At 65.7% G+C, this 22,804-nt stretch carries 20 protein-coding genes and 1 pseudogene; 13 read left to right on the top strand and 8 right to left on the bottom strand.

Translation table 11 applies throughout. The annotated features are described in order from the left end of the window. The first annotated feature begins 109 nt into the window (after nt 1-109). The 6 genes and pseudogenes from rimP (at nt 110) to truB (ending at nt 7,530) form a co-directional block, all read left to right on the top strand. Entirely contained in the window at nt 110-667 is a 558-nt protein-coding gene (rimP, locus tag V2L18_RS10630; protein WP_336178203.1) for a ribosome maturation factor RimP, read from the top strand. 108 nt (nt 668-775) lie between these two features. Continuing rightward, nucleotides 776-2,413, top strand: a pseudogene (nusA, locus tag V2L18_RS10625) (transcription termination factor NusA); the annotation flags it as partial. A gap of 159 nt (nt 2,414-2,572) precedes the next feature. After that, a complete protein-coding gene (locus V2L18_RS10620) occupies nt 2,573-3,190 on the top strand; it encodes an RNA-binding protein (protein ID WP_336178202.1) in 618 nt (205 codons plus the stop codon). 49 nt (nt 3,191-3,239) lie between these two features. Then, a complete protein-coding gene (gene infB, locus V2L18_RS10615) occupies nt 3,240-5,864 on the top strand; it encodes a translation initiation factor IF-2 (RefSeq protein ID WP_336178201.1) in 2,625 nt (874 codons plus the stop codon). 78 nt (nt 5,865-5,942) lie between these two features. Then, on the top strand, nt 5,943-6,356 hold the full coding sequence (rbfA, locus tag V2L18_RS10610) for a 30S ribosome-binding factor RbfA (protein ID WP_336178200.1): 414 nt from the start codon (nt 5,943-5,945) through the stop codon (nt 6,354-6,356). Nucleotides 6,357-6,582: 226 nt separating this feature from the next. Beyond that, nucleotides 6,583-7,530 carry a tRNA pseudouridine(55) synthase TruB gene (gene truB / locus V2L18_RS10605; RefSeq protein ID WP_336178199.1) on the top strand — a complete coding sequence of 316 codons (948 nt, stop codon included), beginning with the start codon at nt 6,583-6,585 and terminating at the stop codon, nt 7,528-7,530. Nucleotides 7,531-7,657: 127 nt separating this feature from the next. On the opposite strand, the gene V2L18_RS10600 is transcribed toward truB, so the two are convergent. Together V2L18_RS10600 and V2L18_RS10595 are read right to left on the bottom strand one after the other, a co-directional pair. After that, complete coding sequence (locus V2L18_RS10600; RefSeq protein WP_336178198.1) at nt 7,658-8,269, bottom strand: LysE family translocator; 612 nt, start codon at nt 8,267-8,269, stop codon at nt 7,658-7,660. A 192-nt stretch (nt 8,270-8,461) separates the two neighbouring features. Beyond that, nucleotides 8,462-9,424 carry a 2-hydroxyacid dehydrogenase gene (locus tag V2L18_RS10595; protein ID WP_336178197.1) on the bottom strand — a complete coding sequence of 321 codons (963 nt, stop codon included), beginning with the start codon at nt 9,422-9,424 and terminating at the stop codon, nt 8,462-8,464. A 170-nt stretch (nt 9,425-9,594) separates the two neighbouring features. On the opposite strand from V2L18_RS10595, the gene V2L18_RS10590 reads away from it, so the two are divergent. After that, nucleotides 9,595-10,680, top strand: coding sequence for a MaoC family dehydratase (locus V2L18_RS10590; protein ID WP_336178196.1), 1,086 nt, complete (start codon nt 9,595-9,597; stop codon nt 10,678-10,680). A 137-nt stretch (nt 10,681-10,817) separates the two neighbouring features. On the opposite strand, the gene V2L18_RS10585 is transcribed toward V2L18_RS10590, so the two are convergent. Further along, entirely contained in the window at nt 10,818-11,321 is a 504-nt protein-coding gene (locus V2L18_RS10585; protein WP_336178195.1) for an acyloxyacyl hydrolase, read from the bottom strand. A 303-nt stretch (nt 11,322-11,624) separates the two neighbouring features. Between V2L18_RS10585 and V2L18_RS10580 the strand changes: the two genes are divergently transcribed. Both V2L18_RS10580 and V2L18_RS10575 read left to right on the top strand, forming a co-directional pair. Next, the gene (locus V2L18_RS10580; RefSeq protein WP_336178194.1) at nt 11,625-12,368 is read left to right on the top strand and encodes a hypothetical protein; all 744 of its coding nucleotides are present in this window, start codon (nt 11,625-11,627) and stop codon (nt 12,366-12,368) included. 141 nt (nt 12,369-12,509) lie between these two features. Further along, complete coding sequence (locus V2L18_RS10575; protein ID WP_336178193.1) at nt 12,510-12,992, top strand: TspO/MBR family protein; 483 nt, start codon at nt 12,510-12,512, stop codon at nt 12,990-12,992. A 21-nt stretch (nt 12,993-13,013) separates the two neighbouring features. On the opposite strand, the gene folK is transcribed toward V2L18_RS10575, so the two are convergent. Beyond that, the gene (gene folK, locus V2L18_RS10570) at nt 13,014-13,532 is read right to left on the bottom strand and encodes a 2-amino-4-hydroxy-6-hydroxymethyldihydropteridine diphosphokinase (protein WP_336178192.1); all 519 of its coding nucleotides are present in this window, start codon (nt 13,530-13,532) and stop codon (nt 13,014-13,016) included. After that, nucleotides 13,529-14,374, bottom strand: coding sequence for a dihydropteroate synthase (folP, locus tag V2L18_RS10565; protein ID WP_336178191.1), 846 nt, complete (start codon nt 14,372-14,374; stop codon nt 13,529-13,531). The genes folK and folP overlap by 4 nt, the downstream gene beginning before the upstream one ends. 221 nt (nt 14,375-14,595) lie before the next feature. On the opposite strand from folP, the gene V2L18_RS10560 reads away from it, so the two are divergent. The 3 genes from V2L18_RS10560 to nudC all read left to right on the top strand — a co-directional run bounded on the left by V2L18_RS10560 (nt 14,596) and on the right by nudC (nt 17,978). Further along, complete coding sequence (locus V2L18_RS10560; RefSeq protein WP_336178190.1) at nt 14,596-16,164, top strand: alkaline phosphatase D family protein; 1,569 nt, start codon at nt 14,596-14,598, stop codon at nt 16,162-16,164. 140 nt (nt 16,165-16,304) lie between these two features. Next, nucleotides 16,305-16,853: a MarR family transcriptional regulator gene (locus tag V2L18_RS10555; RefSeq protein WP_336178189.1), complete on the top strand. Its 549-nt coding sequence runs from the start codon at nt 16,305-16,307 to the stop codon at nt 16,851-16,853. A gap of 129 nt (nt 16,854-16,982) precedes the next feature. After that, nucleotides 16,983-17,978 (top strand): NAD(+) diphosphatase, encoded by a 996-nt coding sequence (gene nudC, locus V2L18_RS10550; protein ID WP_336178188.1) that lies wholly within the window; start codon nt 16,983-16,985, stop codon nt 17,976-17,978. A 14-nt stretch (nt 17,979-17,992) separates the two neighbouring features. On the opposite strand, the gene V2L18_RS10545 is transcribed toward nudC, so the two are convergent. The 3 genes from V2L18_RS10545 to fsa all read right to left on the bottom strand — a co-directional run bounded on the left by V2L18_RS10545 (nt 17,993) and on the right by fsa (nt 20,283). Then, nucleotides 17,993-18,448, bottom strand: a complete 456-nt coding sequence (locus V2L18_RS10545; protein WP_336178187.1) for a hypothetical protein — start codon at nt 18,446-18,448, stop codon at nt 17,993-17,995. 75 nt (nt 18,449-18,523) lie between these two features. Then, nucleotides 18,524-19,471, bottom strand: coding sequence for a tyrosine recombinase XerC (locus V2L18_RS10540; RefSeq protein WP_336178186.1), 948 nt, complete (start codon nt 19,469-19,471; stop codon nt 18,524-18,526). A 155-nt stretch (nt 19,472-19,626) separates the two neighbouring features. After that, nucleotides 19,627-20,283, bottom strand: coding sequence for a fructose-6-phosphate aldolase (fsa, locus tag V2L18_RS10535; protein WP_336178185.1), 657 nt, complete (start codon nt 20,281-20,283; stop codon nt 19,627-19,629). Nucleotides 20,284-20,442: 159 nt separating this feature from the next. Here fsa and V2L18_RS10530 point away from each other — a divergent pair, with 159 nt between their 5' ends. After that, a complete protein-coding gene (locus V2L18_RS10530; RefSeq protein ID WP_336178184.1) occupies nt 20,443-22,626 on the top strand; it encodes a primosomal protein N' in 2,184 nt (727 codons plus the stop codon). Nucleotides 22,627-22,804: the final 178 nt, after the last annotated feature.

The following is a 22,804-nucleotide window of genomic DNA, read 5'->3' as shown; positions in this document are numbered from 1 at the left end:
GGTCCCGGCGGGTCCCGCTCTTTTTTATTAGCCGGGTCAGGTTATGGCGCCGCGCCTTGGCTTTCGCGCGCGCCGCGCGCCGATGGACTGGCTGCTTTGAAGAGGTGCCATGTCCGAAAACGCCCCGCGCATCGTTCAGGAAAAGGGACTGGATGCCCGAGTCGCCGCGCTCGCCGAGCCGGTGATCGAGGATCTGGGCTTCCGGCTTGTTCGCGTGCGCTATTCCGGGCTGAATGGCGGTACCCTGCAAATCATGGCCGAACGGGCCGACGGTTCGATGGACGTGGAAGGCTGCGAGGCGATCAGTCGGGCGCTGTCGCCGGTGCTCGATGTTGAGGATCCGATTTCCGGAGCCTACAATCTGGAGATCTCCTCCCCCGGCATCGATCGTCCGCTCGTGCGGGCTGAGGACTTCGACCGCTGGTCGGGCCATGAGGCTAAGGTCGAGCTGGACATGCCGCACGACGGCCGCAAGCGCTTTCGCGGTATCCTGCTGGGGATCCGCGACGAGACCGCTGGCATCCGCATCGCGGATGCACCGGCCGACAAACCGGACACGTTCTGGCTGCCGCTCGCCGATATCGGCGAGGCGAAACTCGTGCTCACCGATGCGCTGATTGCGGCAGCGCAGAACGCGGGTGTGGCGCCGGGCTCGGGCGACAACTGAATTTGGATCGAGCGGTGCGGCCTTCGGGCGGCGCTCAGGAAGACAGAAAAGGCAAGCAATCGCGATGGACGGGGCCAGGGAGCCCTTCGCGGTGCAAGGAGATTGACGATGGCTGTCAGTGCGAACCGCCTGGAATTGCTGCAGATTGCGGATGCCGTTGCGCGCGAGAAGGTGATCGATCGCCAGATCGTCATCGAGGCGATGGAAGACGCGATCCAGAAGGCCGCGCGTTCGCGCTACGGCTCGGAGACCGAGGTCAAGGCCGAGATCAACCCCAAGACGGGCGAGATCAGGCTGCAGCGGCTCCTTCAGGTGGTCGAGGAGGTGGAGAATGTCTCCACCGAGATTTCCCTGAAGGACGCGCTGGAGCGCAACCCGGAGGCGCAGCTCGGCGATTTTATCTCCGAGCCGTTGCCGCCGCTGGATTTCGGCCGTATCGCCGCCCAGTCGGCCAAGCAGGTGATCGTGCAGAAGGTCCGCGAGGCCGAGCGCGACCGCCAGTATGACGAATTCAAGGACCGCATCGGCGAGATCGCCAATGGCGTGGTCAAGCGGGTGGAATACGGCAACGTCATCGTCGATATGGGTCGCGCGGAAGCGATCGTGCGCCGCGACGAGTTGATCCCGCGCGAGGCATTCCGCACTGGCGATCGCATCCGCGCGTACATATATGACGTGAGGCGCGAACAGCGCGGACCGCAGATTTTCCTCTCGCGCACCCATCCGCAGTTCATGGCGAAGCTCTTTGCCCAGGAAGTGCCGGAAATCTACGACGGCATCATCGAGATCCGCTCGGTTGCCCGCGACCCGGGTTCGCGCGCCAAGATCGCGGTGATCTCGCGCGACTCGTCCATCGATCCGGTCGGCGCCTGCGTCGGCATGCGCGGCTCCCGCGTCCAGGCGGTCGTCGGCGAGCTGCAGGGCGAGAAGATCGACATCATTCCGTGGAACCCGGATGCGGCGACCTTCATCGTCAACGCGCTGCAGCCGGCGGAAGTCGCCAAGGTGGTGCTCGACGAGGATGCCGAGCGCATCGAGGTGGTGGTGCCGGACGACCAGCTTTCGCTGGCCATCGGCCGTCGTGGCCAGAACGTGCGGCTCGCCTCCCAGCTCACCGGCTGGGACATCGACATCATGACGGAAGCCGACGAGAGTGAGCGCCGTCACAAAGAATTCACCGAGCGCAGCCAGCTCTTCACCGAGGCGCTCAACGTCGACGAGATGGTCGCCCAACTGCTGGCCTCCGAAGGCTTTTCCTCCGTCGAGGAGGTGGCCTATGTCGATCCTGACGAGATCGCCTCGATCGAAGGTTTCGATCCGGAGACGGCCGAGGAGTTGCAGGCCCGCGGCCGCGAGCATCTGGAGGAGCTTGAGGCCAAGCTCGATGCGGAACGCAAGGAACTCGGCGTTGCCGACGAGCTGCGCGAGATCGACGGCCTGACCACCGCGATGCTGGTGGCGCTCGGCAAGGACGACATCAAGACGATCGAGGATCTGGCCGGCTGCGCGACGGACGACCTGATCGGCTGGTCGGAACGCAAGGATGGCCAGGTGACCCGTTATCCGGGCGCCCTGAGCAATTTCGACGTATCGAAGGCGGAAGCCGAACACTTCATCATGCAGGCGCGTGTTGCCGCCGGGTGGATTTCGGCCGAGGATCTGATCGTCGACGAGCCGGAAGAGGAAGGCGAGGAAGCCGACGGCGACGCGTTGGCCGACGGCGACGCGTTGGCCGACGGTGACGCGTTCCTGCCCGAGGCCGCCGAAGAGGCGGGCGAGGCGGAACACGATCCGCATGCCTCCGATGCACGCGAGGCGGCCGAAGCGATGTTCGCCGCACCTGCGGGAGAGGCGGACGAGGATCGCGACGAAGACGAAGGCGAGGCGCGCTAGGCGCGCGCTTCCATGCCTCGGCAATCAGAGCCGACGGAGCGGCAATGCGCGGTTACCCGCGAGCATCGTCCCGTCGATGAGATGATCCGCTTCGTGCTGGCGCCCGACGGAACGGTGGTGGCGGATCTGAAGCGGGAGCTTCCCGGTCGTGGCGTCTGGGTGACGGCAACGCGGGAAGCGGTGGAAATGGCGGAGAAGAAACGCATCTTCTCCCGCGGCTTCAAGGCGGATGTCCGCGTCGAACCGGGCCTCGCCGGCCGAGTCGAGGAACGGCTCCGGGCGCAGGCGCTCGGCGCTCTGGGGCTCGCCCGCAAGGCGGGCGCCGTGATTACAGGCTTCGCCAAGGTCGAGGCCGCGCTGAAAAAGGAAGAGCTCGCCGCGCTGATCCATGCATCGGATGCGGCGGAGGATGGAATAAGGAAGCTCGCCGCCATCCGGGTGGCGCGCTTCGGACCGGCCGGCGGCCCCCCGGTCCTTCGCTCGTTTACCTCTGGCCAAATGGATTTGGCATTGGGGCGGGCAAATGTGATACATGCTGCAATTCTCGCGGGCCGGGCGAGCAGAAGTTTCATGGCGTGCGCTTGCGCGCTGGACAGGTTCCGGGCAGATTCCGCCGCGACGGACGCATGACGGACGACAAGTAAGCGCCAGGAGCGGCGGCGCAGGACTGAAGGCAAGAATGAGCGATACCAAAGACACCGGCGACAAGACGATTCCAGTGGAACGCAAGAAGACGCTGTCCCTTTCCCGTGGTGTGGAATCCGGGACCGTGCGGCAGAGCTTTTCCCATGGGCGGACGAAGCAGGTTGTCGTCGAGAAAAAGAAGCGCCGCATGATGCCGCCGGGCGAGCAGCCGGCCAAGGCCGATGCTGCGCCGCAGCCCGCACCGCAGCAGCCGCGTTCCGAGCAGCCTCAGCCCAAGCGGCCGCCGCAGCAGAACAAGCCGCGTCACGGCCACGGCTCCGGCTCCCAGCAGGGCAAGCCGCGCGGCAGCGGCAACGTGCTGCGCACCCTGACGGCCGACGAGGCGGCCGCGCGCGCCGCTGCGCTGCGCGATGCACAGGTCCGTGCCGTCGAGGAACGCAAGCAGGCCGAAGAGGAAGCCAAGCGCCGGGCGGAAGAGGAAGCCAAGCGCAAGGCGGAGGAAGAGCTTCGGCGCCAGGAAGAAGAGGCTGAGGCGAAGCGCCGCGCCGAGGAAGAGGCCAAGCGCAAGGCGGAAGAGGCGGCCAATTCCGCCCCGAGGCCCGAGCCTGTGCAGGCTCCTGTCGCGGAGAAGCCGCAGCCGGTGCGTCCGGCGGCCGCTCCCGCAAAGGCCGACGAGAGCCCCGATCGCGCTGGTGCGCGCGGTGGTCCCAAGCGGGCGCCCGTCAAGGCGGCAGTGCCTCCGGCAAAGCCGACGCCGCGCACCGACGACCGGCGCAAGTCGAAGCTGACAATCAACTCCAACTTCTCCGATGACAACCAGCGCGGCCGTTCGCTCGCCTCGCTGCGCCGTCGCCGGGAGAAGGAAAAGCGTGCCGGCCAGCAGGTGGTGCGCGAAAAGGTCATGCGCGAAGTGACGATCCCGGATGCGATCACCATCCAGGAACTCGCCAACCGCATGTCGGAACGTGCCGTCGACGTCATCAAGTTCCTGATGAAGCAGGGCCAGATGATGAAGATCAACGATGTGCTTGATGCCGATACGGCGCAGCTCATCGTCGAAGAGATGGGCCACACCGCCAAGCGCGTGTCCGAATCCGACGTCGAGGAAGGCCTCTTCTCGGAAGCCGACAACGATGCGGACCTGCGGCCGCGTCCGCCGGTCGTGACCATCATGGGCCACGTCGATCACGGCAAGACATCGCTGCTCGACGCGCTACGCAAAGCCAATGTGGTTTCCGGCGAAGCCGGCGGCATCACGCAGCATATCGGTGCCTATCAGGTCGAACAGAACGGCCAGAAGATCACCTTCATCGATACCCCCGGCCACGCGGCGTTCTCCGCCATGCGTGCCCGTGGCGCAAAGTCGACGGATATCGTCATCCTGGTGGTGGCGGCCGACGACGGCGTCATGCCGCAGACGAAGGAAGCGATCGCCCACGCGCGGGCGGCCGAAGTGCCGATCATCGTCGCCATCAACAAGATCGACAAGCCGGGCGCCGACCCCAACCGGGTGCGCACGGAACTCCTTTCCGAGGAGATCGTGGTCGAATCGATGGGCGGCGACACGATCGAGGTCGAGGTTTCCGCGAAAGAGAAGACCAATCTCGACAAGCTTCTGGAGATGATCCTGCTGCAGTCGGAAGTTCTGGAACTCAGGGCGAACCCGGACCGCACCGCGGAAGGCACCGTCATCGAGGCCCAGCTCGACAAGGGCCGCGGCCCGGTCGCGACCGTTCTGGTGCAGAAGGGTACGCTGAAGATCGGCGACATCCTGGTCGCGGGTTCGGAATGGGCCCGCGTGCGTGCCATGCTCGACGAGAACGGCAACCAGGTGGACGCGGCTCCGCCGTCCAAGCCTGTCGAGGTGCTCGGCTTCCAGGGTACGCCGGCTGCCGGCGATCTTGTCGCGGTGGTCGAGAACGAAGCCCGTGCCCGTGAGATCGTCGACTACCGTCAGCGTCAGAAGCGCGAGAAGGCGTCGATCACGGCGGCCGGGACGCGCGGCTCGCTCGAGCAGATGATGAACCGTCTGCAGGAGCAGGGTAAGAAGGAAGTCTCGCTGGTCCTCAAGGCCGACGTGCAGGGTTCGGCGGAAGCCATTGTCGGCGCGCTCGACGCGCTCGGCACCGACGAGGTGGCGGCCCGCGTGCTGCATGCCGGCGTCGGCGGCATCACCGAGGCCGACGTCACGCTGGCGGCGGCTTCCAGTGCTCCGATCATCGGCTTCAACGTGCGCGCCAACAAGCAGGCGCGCGAGGCGGCCGAACGCGAGGGCATCGAGATTCGCTACTACAACGTCATCTATGATCTCGTCGATGACGTGAAGGCGACGATGTCCGGACTTCTGTCTCCGGAGCGGCGCGAGACCTTCCTTGGCAACGCCGAGGTGCTGCAGGTGTTCGACATCTCCAAGGTCGGCAAGATCGCCGGCTGCCTGGTCACCGAGGGCGTGGTGGAACGCGGCGCCGAAGTGCGCCTCATCCGCGACGACGTCGTGGTCCACGAAGGCAAGCTTGGCACGCTCAAGCGCTACAAGGACGACGTCAAGCAGGTCGCGTCCGGCCAGGAATGCGGCATGAACTTCGAGAACTACCACGACATGCGCGTCGGGGACGTGATCGAGTGCTTCCGCGTCGAGCAGATCGCCCGTACGCTTTAGGGCGTCGGTTCCGACATAATCTTCCGGCGCCGGCGTGGTTCGATCCCCGCCGGCGTCATTGTATGGAACAGGAAAACCATGAGCCGGTTCAGGGAAGAGGCGCAGGGCATGCCCTCGCAGCGCCAGCTTCGCGTCGGCGAGTTGCTGCGCAAGGAACTGTCGGAGATCCTTTCGCGCGGCGACGTGCGCGACCCGGTGCTGGAAACGCACATCATCACCGTGCCCGAAGTGCGCGTGTCACCCGATCTCAAGCACGCCACCGTGCTGGTGATGCCGCTCGGTGGAACGGACGCGGATGCGGTCGTCGATGCGCTCGGCCGGCATCGCAAGTACCTGCGTGGACAGGTGTCCCGGCGCATGACCATGAAGTTCATGCCGGACCTCCATTTCCGCCTCGATACCCGTTTCGACGACGACGACCGCATCACCAAGCTCCTGCACCGGCCGGAGGTGGCGCGCGATCTCGACGACGACGAGGGCGGGGAGGAATAGGGGTCACAGGCGCCGTGCCGCCACGTCCCCGATCGTCATCCCGGCCAAAGCGCCAGCGGAGAGCCGGGATCCAGTAAGCGTCGCACCCTGTTGGGGCGCTTCGAGAGCCCGTGGCAATGGTTACGAGGTCCGGGACCAGATCCCGGATGGCATCGAACAAGGTACTGTCTCACTCCTTCGACCAGATTTCCGGCCGCTCGCGGCCCCCTCTAGCGAACGACACTTCATGAAGCGGCAACAGAAGAAGCATCCCAAGTTCGACATCGACGGTTGGCTCGTCCTCGACAAGCCGGTAGGGCTTACCTCCAACGACGCGCTGTCGCGGTTGAAGCGGCTGTTTCACCCCAAGAAGGTCGGCCACGCCGGCACGCTCGATCCCGCCGCTTCCGGTTGCCTTCCCGTCGCCTTTGGCGAGGCGACGAAGACGGTCCCCTACGTGATGGACGGGCGCAAGGTTTATCGCTTCACTGTCCGCTGGGGCGAGGAGACCGACACGGACGACACCGAAGGTTCGGTCATCGAGACGTCGGACATGCGCCCCGATACGAATGAAATCCGCGAAATCCTGCCTGAATTCACCGGTACGATCGAACAGGTGCCGCCGAAATTTTCCGCCATCAAGATCGCGGGCGAGCGCGCCTACGATCTGGCTCGCGAGGGCCAGGAGGTGGAGATGCAGCCGCGCGAGATCGAGGTTCACCGGCTGGATCTCGTTGATATGCCGGATTCGGACACGGCCGTGTTCGAGACCGAATGCGGCAAGGGCACCTATGTACGCGCGCTTGCCCGCGACATGGGGCGCCGCCTGGGCACCCGTGGCCACGTCGTGGAGCTCCGCCGTCTTCTCGTCGGTCCCTTCGGCGAGGACGACATGGTAACGCTGGAGGAGCTGGCGGAGGCGGCGGAAGAGGCGGAAACACCGGTAGAGGCGCTGGAAGCGGAACTGCTCGGGCTGGAAACGGCGCTGGAAGCGTTGCTGGAAGTGCCCGTCAATCGCAATGACGAGGCGCGGCTGCGCCGCGGCCAGGGTATCATTCTGCGCGGGCGCGACGCGCCCATTCTGGGCGGTGAGGTCTATGTCACCTGCCAGGGGCGCCTTGTTGCCATCTGCACGGCCGAAGGCGGCGAACTGAAGCCGCGCCGGGTCTTTACCGTCGGTGCCGCCGAGGCATAAACGTGCTCCCGCATTCCGTTAGAGCGCTTTCCGTTCAGACGGAATCGTCTGAACGATAAGAAATCGATCCAGATCAATACCTTGAGCATTTCCCGATCAGATTGCCTTAATCTGATCGGGAAATGCTCTAGCGCGCAGCGATTGCGGCTGCTGCTCCCGCTATCACCGCGCCCACACCGCGATTGAGCCGACGAACCGCGCGCGGGGTCGAGAAAAGTCCGCGCGCCCAATGCGCCAGCACAACGTAGCCGCCGAAGACCGTCGTCAGGATGGCGAAGGTGATCGCGACCAGCTCCGCATAGGCGAACGGCGTGACGAGCTTCAGATCGAACAGGTTCGGCATCAGCGCGAGATAGAAGACAATCGTCTTGGGATTGCCGAGCGTGACCGCCAGACCGCCCAGGAACAGCCGGCCGGCACGCTCGCCCGCAGGCGCCGGCAGATGGAGCGAACCGGCCGGCGCGGTCCACATCCTCCAGGCGAGATAGAGAAGATAGGCCGCTCCGGCGTAGCGCACCGCCACGAAAATGGAGGCGAAGCTGTGAGCGATCACGGCGAGGCCGAAGACCGCCATCGACAGCCACACCACATCGCCGAGCATCATGCCCGTACACATCGCCATCGCGCCCTTGCGCCCGCGCACGAGAACGCGCCCGACGATCGCTGCAATACCGGGCCCGGGGGCAAGGGCCGCGACGAAGAGCGCGGCGGCAAAAGTGGCGAGGTCCATCCAGTTCATTGGAGCGGTTCCGGTAGCGTTATCGCGCCATCGTGAACACCGTCCGGCACCCGGCCGGAACGTGAAATGGAAGGCGACGGAATATTGGATATCAGATCGCAAGCCGTGTAGCCGATTTGCCGTGGGCTGGCCATAGCCAGCTCGCGGGCTTTCCGGTTCACGCGAACAGCCGTCGCAGCCTCGATCCGTTTCTCACGCGGGCACGGGCGTCTCCGGCACGGGCGTCAGCACCTGGCCTTCCTCAAGCCATGCGGTGATGTTGTCGACAACGAGCTGCCCCATCGCCTGCCGCGTCGGCACGGAGGCGGAGGCCACATGGGGGAGCAGCACCGTGTTATCGAGCGCGATTAGGGCCTCCGGCACGTTCGGTTCGTCCTCGAAGACGTCGAGCCCGGCACCGCGAATCGTCCCGTTCGAAAGCGCCTCGATCAGCGCCGCCTCGTCGACGACCGTGCCGCGGCCGATGTTGACGATATAGCCGTCGGGTCCCAGCGCCTCCAGAACGGCCTTGTCGACCATGTGGCGCGTGGCGTCGCCGCCCGGAACCACCACCATCAGTACATCGCTCGCCCGCGCCAGATCCTTCAGATCGGCATGGTAGCGGTAGGCGACGCCCTCCTGTCGATGGCGCCCGTGATAATGGATTTCCATGCCGCAGGCTTCCGCCCGCCGCGCAACCGCCTTGCCGATGCGCCCGAGGCCGAGGATGCCGAGCACCGAGTCCTTGAGCGAGCCGCGGGTGAGCGGATAGGGCCCCTCCTTGGGCCAGCGGCCGGCGCGCAGATAAGCCTCCGCCCGGTTGAGTTCGCGAACGGTCATCAGCATCAGCGCAAGGCCTGTATCGGCGACTTCCTCGTCAAGCACGCCCGGCGTGTTGGTGACAACCACGCCCGCCTCGGCCGCCGCGGCCACATCCACGTTGTCGTAGCCGACACCGAAGGACCCGATGATCTGGAGGTTCGGCAAGGCGGCGATGGTTGCCCCGTCGATGCCGCTGCCACCGCACGCTGCCGCCCTGAAACGACCGCCCTCGCTTTTGAGGAAGGACGCCCGGTCCGCTTCCCTGTGAAGCTCGGTAACGTCGAAGCGTTCCTTCAGTCTTTCGACGACGTAGGGCAGGACCGGCCCGATGACGAGAACTTCCTGACGGCTCATGTATTCCCTCGCTGGCGATGGTTGAACGGCGAAGCTAGTGGGTTTCGATCTCGAACGAAAGATGCGTCGCGCCCGTCGCCACTCCGGGACCTCGCCAAAGGTCCCCTTGCGTTGCGCTGCAGCAAGGCCCTAAATCGCCGCAACGGAAAACCGACCGACGGGAGCGAGACATGGCCGGGCTGAACAACACCGACGAGACCACTGGGGGCAAGACGAACGCGGGCAATTTCTTTGAGGATTTCAGGCTCGGTCAGATCCTGCGCCACGCCACGCCGCGCACGGTGAGCGCGGGCGACGCCGCCCTCTACACCGCGCTCTACGGCCCCCGTTTCGCCGTCCAGTCGTCGGATGCCTTCGCCGGGGCGCTCGGCTACGCGCAGGCTCCGCTCGACGACATGCTGGTCTTCCACGTGGTCTTCGGAAAGACAGTGCCGGATATCTCGCTGAACGCGGTCGCCAATCTAGGCTATGCCGGCGGTCGGTTCCTGGCGCCGGTCTATCCCGGCGACACGCTGTCGGCCGTCTCCGAGGTGATCGGTCTCAAGGAGACCTCCTCGGGCAAGACCGGGGTCGTCTACGTTCGTTCCACCGGCTACAAGGCCGATGGCACGGAGGTTCTCGACTACGTGCGCTGGGTGATGGTGCGAAAGCGCGACGAGACGGCACCTGCGCCGGAACCGGTTGTGCCGGAACTCCCCGAAGTGATCGATCCGGATGCGCTGGGCGATGCAGTGCCGCTGCTGGACACGTCCGCCTGGGACGGCGATCTTGCTGGCAGTCCCCACCGCTTCGATGACTATGCGGTGGGTGAGAAGATCGACCACGTCGACGGCATGACGGTGGAAGAGAGCGACCACATGCTGGCCACTCGTCTCTACCAGAACACAGCCAAGGTGCATTTCAACCAGTTCAGCGAAGGCAAGGGCCGGTTCGGCCGGCGGCTGATCTATGGTGGCCATGTCATCAGTCTGGCGCGCGCGCTGTCTTTCAACGGGCTTGCCCCGTCATTCCATATCGCCGGCATCAACGGCGGCCGGCACGTGGCGCCGCTCTTTGCCGGAGGGACGGTGTTCGCGTGGTCGGAGGTTCTGGACAAGGCCCCGATTTCGGGCCGCGACGACGTCGGCGCGCTGCGTATCCGCACGGTTGCGACGGTGGATCGGCCCTGCACCGATTTCCCGGACAAGGATGCGGACGGGAAGTACGACCCTTCCGTGATCCTCGACCTCGACACTTGGCAATTGCTGCCGCGATAAGGGGACCGTGGGCGGTCCGTGGTGAGGGTGTTCCCTGGGCCGCACGAAACGCAACCGACAGTGTGGCTGTTGCCGCACTGTCATTGGCTTCTGGATATGTGAGATGCCGGGCCGGAGGCTGCCCGGATCCGGCTGCTTTAGAACGCGTAGCCGACGCGCACGCCGACATTTGTCAGCCCGTCATTGTCGGAGCAATAGCCGTTGTTCGACGAATGCTCGATCGTGGCAGACACGTTCCAGGCCTGATTGATGCGGTAGCCGGCGGAAGCCGATTCGCGGAACATCACGTTGCAGCCCAGCGCCAGACCGCCCTGACCAGCCTCGGTGTGACCGTTATGGGCCATGCCGCCAAAGGAACCTTCGATGAAGAGGGCATCGGTCAGGTCGATCGTCAGCGTATAGCCCGCGTAGATCATCGAGGTGTCGCCGGCCGTATTCAGGTTGCCGCCGATATGCGGACGCAGCATCGACTGAGTATCGAGGAACGGCGTCTTCCATGCAAGTGCGCCCCAGCGCAGCAGGATTTCGGCGTTGATATCGACGCCCGTCTCGCGGTCCATCGTGTCATGATAGAGAACGCCGCCGCGAATTTCGTTGTAAGGCGCGAAAGTTCTGGCCTGGAGCGGAGGGGCTCCGTACATGTCGGCCGCGAGGGCCGCCGGAGCACACGTCGCAGCAAGCAGGCTCGCTACGAGCACCTTTTTGGAGAAAGCAGATATCCGCACCGTGAGGGCCTCGATTGTGTGGCGTCCCGCACCATCTGCGGGACAGAATGAACCGCTTGCGAGACAGGTCGGCAGCATTCCCCATTGTGATTCCGTATGCAATCCGTCCGGGCTGTTTCGCAGCAAATGAGCCGCTCAGACGGCACTTTGACGCAGGCCTGTTGCGGTTTGGATACACGCATCTCGCCAGGAATGCGGTCGAAACGCGAGGAGAACGAGTTGGACGGGACCGATCCGGAAGGGACGGAAACCCTGGCGCCGCTGGCGCGTCAGCTTGAGGCGGTCGGGTTCCGGTTGCTCGGCGGGTTTCATACCGATGCCAGTTGCCGGGCCGGGGAAGTCGATTGCGATTGCCCGCCTGCGCCCGGCGGCGGGCCGGCGGCGACGCTGATCCTCGTCGGCAATGCCGGCGACGCGCTGTGGTGCGCCTTCTCCGCCGCACCTGAAGCCTGCGACGGCGCGCCAGACCCGCTCGACCGTTACACCCGCCGCACGTTGCAGCCGATCGCTCGGCAAGCCGGGCTTGCCGCCGTCTTTCCCTTCGAGAAACCGTGGTGGCCGTTCCAGCGCTGGGCGCTGGCGGCCGGCGGCTTTTCGCCGAGCCCGATGGGCGTGCTCGCCCACCATCGCTACGGGCCGTGGGCGGGCTTTCGCGCGGCCTTCGTGTCGGCCTCCCGCCTGAGCGACTTCCCCGAAAACGGATCGCCCGGCCCCTGTCCGACCTGCGCGGACAAACCCTGCATCGCCGCCTGTCCGCCCGGTGCTCTTTCGCTTGCCGGCTATGACGTGCCGGCCTGCCTTGCGCATCTGGGCGAACCCGCAGGCACGGCCTGCCTCGACGGCTGCCTTGCGCGCATCGCCTGCCCTTTCGGCGAAATCTACCGGCATGCGCCGGCGCAGGCGCGCTTCCACATGCGCGCCTTTGCCGGCTGGTGCGATACATCCGTAAACAAAGGGCCTTGAGCAGGGGCGGGTCCATTCGTTATCAGGGCGCCTCCGGGTTCAAGCCCGGCAGGCCGGCGTCACGGTTCGCGATCGGTTGACGCATCAACGGATCATTTCGCGCGAATTCGCCAGACCTGCCTCATGATGAAAGGATCGGCCATGCGTCGATGGATCGTTCTTGCGTTGTTTCTCATCGTCGTTGTGGGCGGCGGCATGGCCATCGGCATCGCGACCGTTCCGGGAGAATGGTACGCGGGGCTGCAGAAGCCGGTGATCACCCCGCCGGACTGGGTCTTCGCATCCGCTTGGACGATCCTCTACATCCTGATCGCGATCGCCGGCTGGCGGACCTTCGAGCGCGACAAGCTCGGCACGGAAATGAAGTTGTGGGTCGGCCAGCTCGCCCTCAATTTCACCTGGAGCCCGGTGTTTTTTCTGTTCCAGGATCCCTACCGCGCGCTCGTGCTGATCGTGTTGATGCTCGTTCTGATCCTGTGGTTCCTGAAACGCACCTGGAACCTCGATCGCGTGACCGCCTGGCTGTTCGTGCCCTATGCGGTGTGGGTGGCCTACGCCACCACGCTCAATGCGCTGATCTGGCATTTGAACCGTACGCCCGGCAGCCCACTTTTCGGCAACTGACCGATCCTGCTGCCGCTTCCGCTAGTCTTGCGCGCCGAGCGGCTCGATCGTCTCTGCATCCGGACAGGCCGCCAGCGCGGATACGGCCGTGAGGCCGCCACCAATGGGAGCATCGGGCCAGATTTCGGCCAGCGGGACCAGCACGAAGGCACGCTCGGCGATGCGCGGGTGAGGGATCGAAAGTCCTTCATCCACAATCTCGCGCCCGCCGTAGACCAGCACGTCGATATCGATCTTGCGCGGCCCCCAGCGGATGTCGCGCACCCGGCCGAGTTCCTGTTCGATTTCCAGCGCGCGGGCGAGAAGGCCGGTGGCCGAAAGCGTCGTCTCCACCAGGATGCAGGCGTTGACGAACCAGTCCTGTTCGGTGAGCCCCCACGGCGCGGTGCGGTAATCGGCCGAGCGGGCGACAAGCGTGATGCCCGCGCTCCGCGCAATCCGGTCGATCGCCGCCTGCACGAAACCTCGTTTGTCGCCGATGTTTGAGCCGAGGCCGAGCGCTGCGCGGACGGGGGCGGTGTTCGTTCCGGCCCCCTTCATGCACGGCTCCCGGGAGCCATCGCCTCGTGCCGGATCGCATCGGCGACGCGGACGGCGTCGACATGCATCGCTACGTCGTGAACCCGCACGATATCAGCGCCGTTGGCAACTGCGGTGAGATGTGCGCCAACCGACCCCGCGCCCCGATCCCGTGCTTCGCGGCCCGTGAGCGCCCCGACGATGCGCTTGCGCGAGGCGCCCACCAGAACCGGCAGGTCGAAATGCGTCTTGAGTGCGGCCAGACGGTTGAGCGCGACGAGATTCTGCTCCGGCGTCTTGCCGAAGCCTATGCCCGGATCGAGGATGAGATTTTCGCGGGCGATGCCGGCGGCCTCCGCGATGTCGAGCGAGCGGCGGAAAAAAGCCCGCATGTCTGCCTCGATGTCGATCGCCGGGTCCACGGTTTCCCGGTTGTGCATGACGATCACGGGCGCGTCGGTTCCGGCCGCCACCGTCGCCATGTCGGGATCGCCCTGCAGGCCCCAGATGTCGTTGATCACATGGGCGCCGGCCCCAAGCGCGGCTGCCGCGACCTCGGCCTTGTAAGTGTCCACGGAGATCGGGCAGCCGAGAGACCGCAGGCGCCCGAGTGCCGGCAAGAGGCGGATCATTTCCTCGTCCGCGGAGATCGGCTCAGCCCCCGGCCGGGTGCTCTCGGCACCGACGTCGATGATGTCGGCGCCCTCGGCCAGCATCAGCCGGGCATGCGCCTCCGCCGCGTCTGCGCCAGAATGGAGCCCGCCGTCGGAAAAGGAATCGGGCGTGACGTTGAGAATGCCCATGATGAGGGTGCGCGTGCCTGCCACGTGCTCAAGCGGGCCGATCTTGATCAGGCGTTCCATCACTATCCGGACGTTGGAGAAAAAACGCGAGCGTGATGCGCTCTATGAAGGGCAAATGCAAGGCGCCTTCCGAAATCGCGGATGTGCGGGCGCGCGGGCGCGGATGCTGTCGGGCTGTCACACAAGTTTTTCCGAAGTGTCACTTGCGCGACAACCGACTGTCATCAAGGCCCCTCACGTTGCGTCGCCGCATGTCCGCGGCGCAAGGGGAGAGACCAGCCATGTTCTATTCACGCCGTTCGTTCCTGAAGTCCACCGCCGCCACCGGCCTTCTCGCTGCCGCCGGCGGTCTCGCCATGCCGGCCTTGAGCCGCGCCGCGAGCCGGCCCGTCATCAGCCACGGCCTGCAGTCCGGCGACGTCACCACCAATTCAGGCATGGTGTGGACCCGCGCCGACCGGCCGTCGAAGGTGATGTTCGAGATCGCCACGCGCGAGGATTTCGCCAATGCCCGCCGGCTTTCGCCGCTGAACGCGCTGCCCGACAGCGACCTCACCGCCAAGCGCCTGATCGAGAACCTGCCGGCCGATCAGGATATCTTCTACCGGGTGACGCTCGCCGACCTGAACGATGTCAACGCGACGTCCGAGCCGATGGTCGGTCATTTCCGCACCGCGCCGGCCTCACGGCGCGACATCAAGTTCGTCTGGTCGGGCGATACCGCCGGCCAGGGCTGGGGCATCGACACCAGCCGCGGTGGCATGAAGATCTATTCCACCATGGCCAAGCATCAGCCGGACTTTTTCATCCATTCCGGCGACACGATCTATGCCGACGGGCCGGTCAAGGAAGAGGTGGAACTGAAGGACGGCACGATGTGGAAGAACATCGTCACGCCGGAGAAGATGAAGGTGGCGGAGACGCTGGAGGAGTATCGCGGCCAGTGGAAGTACAACATGATGGACGAGAACGTGCTGGCGCTCTCGCGCGAGGTGCCGACGTTCTATCAGTGGGACGATCATGAGGTGCTGAACAACTGGTCGGCGTCCAAGGACCTGACCGCCGATGATCGCTACACGGAAAAGAACATTCACGTGCTGGCCGCGCGCGCCGCGCGGGCCTTCCACGAGATGACGCCGATCTCCTACGCCCCGGCCGAGCCTGGCCGCGTCTATCGCAAGATCGGGTACGGTCCGATGCTGGACGTGTTCTTCCTGGACCTGCGCTCCTATCGCGGCCCGAACGGCCCGGCGATGGAGGAGACGATGACGGAGACGTCCCGCATCCTCGGAGCCGAGCAGCTTGCGTGGCTGAAGCGCGAGCTGGTCAACTCGAAGGCAACGTGGAAGGTGATCGCCTGCGACATGCCGATCGGCCTGATCGTGTGGGACAACTGGAAGGAACAGGCCGGCGCCGAAGCCGTCGCCAACGGCGACAACGGCCCGGCGAAGGGGCGCGAGCTGGAATTCGCCGATCTGCTGCGTTTCATCAAGACTGCCGGCATCAACAATACCGTCTGGCTGACGGCCGACGTGCACTACACCGCGGCGCATTACTACAACCCCGACAAGGCGCAGTTCCAGGATTTCGAGCCGTTCTGGGAGTTCGTCTCCGGTCCGCTGCATGCCGGTACCTTCGGTCCCAACGATATGGACGCCACCTTCGGTCCGGAGGTGAAATTCGTGAAGGCGCCGACGAAGGAGCAGGGCGCCAACCTGCCGCCTTCGATGGGCCTGCAGTTCTTCGGCATCGTGGAGATCGATGGCGCTACGGAACAGCTCAAGGTGCGATTGATGGATACCGGCGACAGCGAGCTCTATTCCGTGACGCTGGACCCGAAATACGCCTGAGCGATCGGACGGAAGGCGGGGTGCGCATCGCTGGCCCTGCCTTTCGTCCGCTACCGGCGTGATTCGCACAGAAATCCTTCACGACAAACGCCCTGTCTCCAGTCACAATAGCTTCATGCGCTGCTGGTAGAGCCATCGTCATGGGGTTCAATTACAAAAAGAGCATCACCTTTCGGCTTGCCCAGACGGCCAAGGCCTGCCGGGCGCGGTCGGGTGCGCACCTGTCGCGCATCGGTCTGCACCCGGGCCAGGAAGCGGTGCTGAAAACTCTGGCCGACAGCGACGGGCTGTCGATGAGCGAACTCGCACTGGCGTTGGGCGTGCAACCGCCCACTGTCACCAAGATGGTCACCCGCATGTCCGCGCAAGGATTGCTGGCGCGCCGCTCTGCGGATACCGACGGCCGGCTCGCCCGCGTCTATCTCACTGAATCTGGCCGTGATCGGGTGACGTTGATCGACCGCGCCTGGAAACGGCTGGAGAAGGAAGCGCTCGCCGACCTTGACGACAAGGACAGAAAACGGTTGCGCAAGCTTCTGCGCGCGGTGGAGCGCAATCTTGCCGCCACGGCCGCCCGCGACGACGATCTCGATCGGGAGATCGATTCCGAAGCCGCAGCTGTCGCCGACGACGAGCAAGCGGCCTCAATCGTCACCGTGCCGATGGAGGCCACCGAACCCGCCGCCTGAGACCGGGAAGCCGTACGCGGCCCCCTTTGCCTCGGCCTGCGAACGCGCTAGCGTGGCGGAGCCAGCTTTGCGGCGGTGACCGGCTCTGTCGCGTCCCCGCCCGGCTCTCAACCGGAGCGCCCGCCCCCCATGCCAGACGACTATCCCGCCAGCCTTTCGGATTCGGCTATTCGCGAGCCTGCCTATTGCGACAACATGTTGGACCGAGCCGCCCTGCGTCGCGACGACGAGGCTTGGCTTGCCGGCCAGAAGCGCCGGGCCGATGCCGGCTACGTCCTGATCGCCGGCGACAGACCGGTCGTCGCGGTGGGCGGCGACAGGCTCACCATCCGGCATCCGCGTGCGTTGGCCGAGAGCCTCGGCATCGCGGCCGGCGAGATCGCGCTTCTCGGCGTCGAGGAAAGCCCTTCGGGGGAACGTCCGGTGTTCTGTGCGCGGGTGAACGCCGCGGCGGAGGAAATCGAGTCCGACATCGAGGCGGCCAGCGCCTCGTCGCTGAAGCTCATCGACATGCGTTCGCTGGCGCTACAGGGCGCCTTGCCGCTGGGCGATCTGGGCCTTCTCGCCCAAGCGCGTTCACTGGCCCACTGGCACGCCACCCACGGTTTCTGTTCGCGCTGCGGCCATGAGACCAGAATGGCGCAAGCCGGCTACCGGCGCGACTGTCCCTCCTGTTCCGCCGTACATTTCCCGCGCACCGATCCTGTCGTGATCATGATGATCACGGACGGCGACAAGGCGCTGATGGGGCGCCCGCACCGGCTGGCGGAGGGCGTTTACACCACGCTTGCCGGATTCATGGAACCGGGCGAGACGATCGATCAGGCTGTGCGGCGCGAGGTGATGGAGGAAGCGGGCGTGCGCGTCGGCGCGGTGACCTTCGCCAGAAGCCAGCCTTGGCCCTTCCCGGCCTCGTTGATGCTCGGTTGCTTCGGGCAGGCGGAGAGCCGGGAAATCCGGCTCGGCGATGACGAACTGGAAGATTGCCGCTGGTTTTCGCGCGAGGAAGTGGCCGCGATGTTGGCCGGTCGGCACCCGCAGGGCCTCCACGTGCCGCCGCCGATCTCCATCGCCCACTGGCTGATCCGCACCTGGGTCGAGAGTCTGTCCGAAAAGACGAGGTGAAGCGGCCGCTGTCGTCAGTCGTCGCGGACCATCCGGAAGCTTGCGGCCTCGTTGTCCTTGCGCTCGTCGTGATAGTCGTAGGTCACGGAAACGAGTGCATGGTCGCCGGTGACGTCCATCTGGAAGTAACGATAGGCGGAATAGGTGGCAAAGGTCGCCACGAACCGGCCGCCGGGTTTCTTGGCGCCCTGGGCCCAGCCCCACGTGCAGTCGCGCGGCGCGCACTTGGTCAGCACGCGGACCCGATGAACGAGCCTGTTGCCCTTGCACTGCGATTCGACCTGTACGCGGGTGATGTCGCCGGAACGGGCATGGCGGTTGGTCCAGGTCCCCGTTTCCTCAATGAAGCAGGCGAGGGTCTCGGCCTCGGTCGGCTCCGGCCAGACCATCCAGGCCGTGAGGAGGCCGGCCAGGCTCGCGCCGATTGCGATGAGCGCACGCGCCCTCGTGGAGAAAGAGATCCCGGGCATGGCTGTCGTCCTTTGTCGTGCCGACTTTCTGGCAAGCATTGACAGTAGGATAACTCACGGGAGTTTACGCAATATTTACGCGCGCGGATGCGCCTTCCGATAGATCGAAACCAGACGTTCCGCATCGACACCGGTGTAAACCTGCGTTGTCGAGAGGCTTGCATGGCCCAGCAATTCCTGGATTGTCCTCAGATCGCCGCCGCCTGCCAGAAGGTGGGTGGCGAAGGAATGACGTAACGCGTGCGGCGTTGCGGTGTCGGGCAGGCCGAGTGCGCCGCGAAGACGTTGCATCGCGAGCTGGATGATGCGCGGGGAAAGCGGCCCGCCGCGCGCCCCGCGAAACAGCGCGCCGTCGTCATCGATCACGAAGGGACAGAGCTTTAGATACTGTCCGACAGCCTCGCCGACGACGGGCAGGACCGGAACCAGCCGCTCCTTGCCACCCTTGCCGACGATGCGCAGGACACGCGTTTCGGGCCCCGGCGCCTCGGCCCGCGTCAGCCCCAGCGCCTCGGAAATGCGAAGGCCGCAGCCATAGAGCAGAGTGAGGACGGCCGCATCGCGCGCGGCGATCCACGGCTCTTCCGCGAGCGCCTCGTCCACGTCGACCACGCGCGCGGCATCGTCTGCCGTCAGCGGCTTGGGCAATGTCCTGGGCTGGCGCGGCGAGCGCACGGCACGCACGGCCGCCGCATTGGCAAGGCCCTGTTTTTCCAGATAGCCGAGAAACGATCGCAGTCCCGCCAGACCGCGCGCCAGCGTGCGCGCGCCGGCTCCCTCGATCCGCCTGCGGGCAAAGAAGGCGCGGATATCGGCCGGCGTCAGGCTCGCGATCTCTCCCGGTCCCGGCGCGCCGCCCAGATGCAGCGTCAGGAAGGACAGGAATTGGCTGACGTCGCGCTCGTAAGCCGTCAGCGTCTTGTCCGCGAGCCGCCGCTCCGACCCCAGATGGTCGAGCCATTGCGCCACCAGGCGCATCAGGGCGGGTTCGGCGATGACAAGCGGGGCGTCGGCTGTGGTCATGATGCTTGCGCGGTCTTTGAAACGACTCGGTGTGCGCAGAGCGTCGCAAAGCCGGGGGCAGACCACAAGGCGGCTTTCGTTACCGTTCAGCGGATACGAAAAAGCCGCCGGAGGCGGAGGCCCCGGCGGCTCGTTCGCGAATTTCCTTGATCCCGTTACAGGATCGACTGGCCGGTCTTCGCCCAGTCCGCCAGGAACTGCTCCAGACCCTTGTCGGTCAGCGCGTGCTTGACGAGGCCCTTGAGGACGGCCGGCGGGACGGTGGCGACATCGGCGCCGATCAGCGCGGCCTGCTTGACGTGGTCGGCGGAGCGGATCGAGGCGGCGAGGATCTCGGTATCGAGCATGTCGTAGTTGTCATAGATTACGCGGATCTCGCGGATCAGCTCCATGCCGTCGACGCCGAGATCGTCGAGCCGGCCGATGAACGGCGAGATGAAGGTCGCGCCGGCCTTGGCCGCCAGCAGCGCCTGGTTGGCGGAAAAGCACAAGGTGACGTTGACCATGTGGCCCTCTCCGGTCAGCACCCGGCAGGCCTTGAGACCATCGAGCGTCAGCGGCAACTTGATCGCGACATTGTCGGCGATCTTGGCGAGCGAGCGGCCTTCCGCGATCATGGCGTCGGCTTCGGTGGCGGTCACCTCGGCGGAGACCGGGCCGTCGACCGTCTCGCAGATCTCGGCGATCACTTCCTTGAAGGGACGGCCCGCCTTCAGGATGAGCGAGGGGTTGGTGGTGACGCCGTCGAGAAGACCGATTTCGGCCAGTTCGCGGATCTCGGCGATGTCGGCTGTGTCGACGAAGAATTTCATGGGCGCGGGGGCTCCTGTTGCGCTAACCGGGGAGGGACCCGGATTGTGCGGCGGCCTCGATGAGGGACCGTCTGACGTGGTTTCGGGCATCCTTTAACGTAGTCGGATGCAAATCGCATCCCGATTCGGCCAATCTTTGACCCCGGAACACTGAAAACCGTGCTCTTCGAACCCGAACGAATCGTCCCCGTGCTCGTTCCCGTAGCCGTCGAGGGACCGTGGTCCTACCGCGTGCCGGAGGGGATGGACGTGCGTCCGGGGTCCGTCGTTCAAGTGCCCGTGGGCCCGCGCAAGGTGATCGGCGCGGTGTGGGACGGCGAACCGGACACCTCCATTGATCCCAAGCGCGTGCGCGATATCGAGCGCGTCTTCGACGTGCCGCCGGTCTCGAAGGATCTGCGCCGGTTCGTGGAATGGGTGGCGAACTGGACGCTGGCAGCCCCCGGCATGGTGCTGCGTATGGTGCTGAGGGTGCGCGATGCGCTGGAGCCGGAAGCCCCGGTGAAGGGGGTGGCGTCCGCCGGCGCTTCGCCCGCGCGTATGACGCCTGCGCGCACGCGCGTTTTGGAGCTCATGGACGAGCGCCCGGCCGGCTGGACGAAATCAGCGCTTGCGGAGGCCGCCGGCGTGAGTCCCGGCGTTGTCGACGGTTTGATCGAGCATGGAACGCTCGCGCTCATCGACCTGCCGCGCCCGTCGCGCCCCGCGCTGGATCCCGATATGCCCGGGCCGACCTTCACGAAGGCCCAGGCCGAGGCGGCCGAAATCCTGCGTGCGGCCGGGCGCGGGAATTATTCCGTCACGTTGATCGACGGTGTCACCGGCTCGGGCAAGACGGAGGTCTATTTCGAGGCGGTGGCGGAGGTGCTGCGAAAGGGCCGGCAGGCGCTGGTGCTGCTGCCGGAAATCGCACTGACAAGCCAGTTTCTCGACCGGTTCGAGGCGCGATTCGGCGGCCGTCCTGCGGAATGGCATTCCGAATTGTCGCCGAAGATGCGTGCGCGCACCTGGCGCGATATCGCGTTCGGCGAGGCCCGCGTGGTGGTCGGCGCGCGCTCCGCGCTGTTTCTGCCTTTCCGGGATCTCGGGCTGATCGTCGTGGACGAGGAGCACGATTCGGCCTTCAAGCAGGATGACCGCGTGCCCTATTCGGCACGCGACATGGCGGTGGTGCGCGGCCACATCTCCGGCTTTCCTGTTGTTCTCTCCTCGGCCACGCCCTCGGTGGAAAGCCGGGTGAACGCGGAAACGGGCCGGTACCGGAGAGTCGTTCTGGAAGAGCGCGCCTCGGGTGCGGAAATGCCTCATATCACGGCGATCGACATGCGCAATGAGGGGCCGGAGCGCGGTCGCTGGTTGGCGCCGAAGCTCGTCGCGGCCATGGGCGAAGCGCTGGCCGACAAGGCGCAGAGCCTGCTGTTCCTCAACCGGCGCGGCTATGCTCCGCTGACGCTCTGCCGCCACTGCGGCCATCGCTTCCAGTGCTCCAACTGTTCCGCCTGGCTGGTCGAACACCGTTTCCGAGGTCAGCTCGTCTGCCACCATTGCGGCCATCATGAGCGTCGGCCCGATGCGTGTCCCGCCTGCGGAGCGGCCGATTCGCTGGTCGCCTGCGGTCCGGGCGTGGAGCGAATCGCTGAAGAGGTGGGCGAACTCTTTCCCGAGGCGCGGCGTCTTGTGCTCTCCTCCGACAGTTTTTCGTCGCCCGAGCGCATGCGCCAGGAGCTGAAACTTGTGGAAGACGGCGCGGTCGATATCGTCGTCGGCACCCAGCTCGTCGCCAAGGGACACAACTTCCCCCTGATGCGCCTCGTCGGCGTGGTCGATGCGGATCTGGGCCTTGCCAACGGCGATCCGAGGGCTGCGGAAAAGACGTTCCAGCTTCTGGCACAGGTGACGGGGCGCGCCGGCCGCATCGGCGGCGGCGGGCTTGGCTTCCTGCAGACCTATGCGCCGGAAAACCCTGTTCTCCAGGCGCTTCTGTCGGGAGATCACGATAGGTTCTATCGCGAGGAGATCGCCGCCCGCCGCGCCGCCGGCCTGCCGCCGTTCGGGCGTCTCGCCGCGCTCATTGTCTCCGCGCCGGAACGGAGCGAGGCGGAGGGGTATGCCCGCGCGCTCGTTCGTGCGGTTCCCTTCTCGGCCGAGCGCAAGGTGGCGGTCCTCGGGCCGGCGGATGCGCCGCTCGCCCTGGTACGCGGGCGCTACCGCCAGCGCATCCTCGTGCAGGCTCCGCGCGGTTTCGATCTCCAGGCCTGGCTGCGGGACTGGCTCGCCTCGGCGCCGAAGCCGAAAGGCCAGCTTCGCGTGCAGGTCGATATTGATCCCCAGAGCTTCATGTAGGGCGTATTGCGACCGGGCATCTGGCCTGACGTTTGGTCACCGTACGATGCCATTCGTATAAGTCTTTGGTCGATGACGGGCGGGAAACCACCTATTCCGGCCCACCGGTAATGTTGCGCACCCGTCATCACTATGCTATGCGAAGCCCGACTTTGGCGGTGCGAGCTCGGGCTGGGCT

The organism is Breoghania sp. JC706 (genome assembly GCF_037026715.1).
GTDB lineage: Bacteria > Pseudomonadota > Alphaproteobacteria > Rhizobiales > Stappiaceae > Breoghania.
Note: the sequence above shows the minus strand (reverse complement) of the source record. Positions and strands in the feature narration are given on the sequence as shown.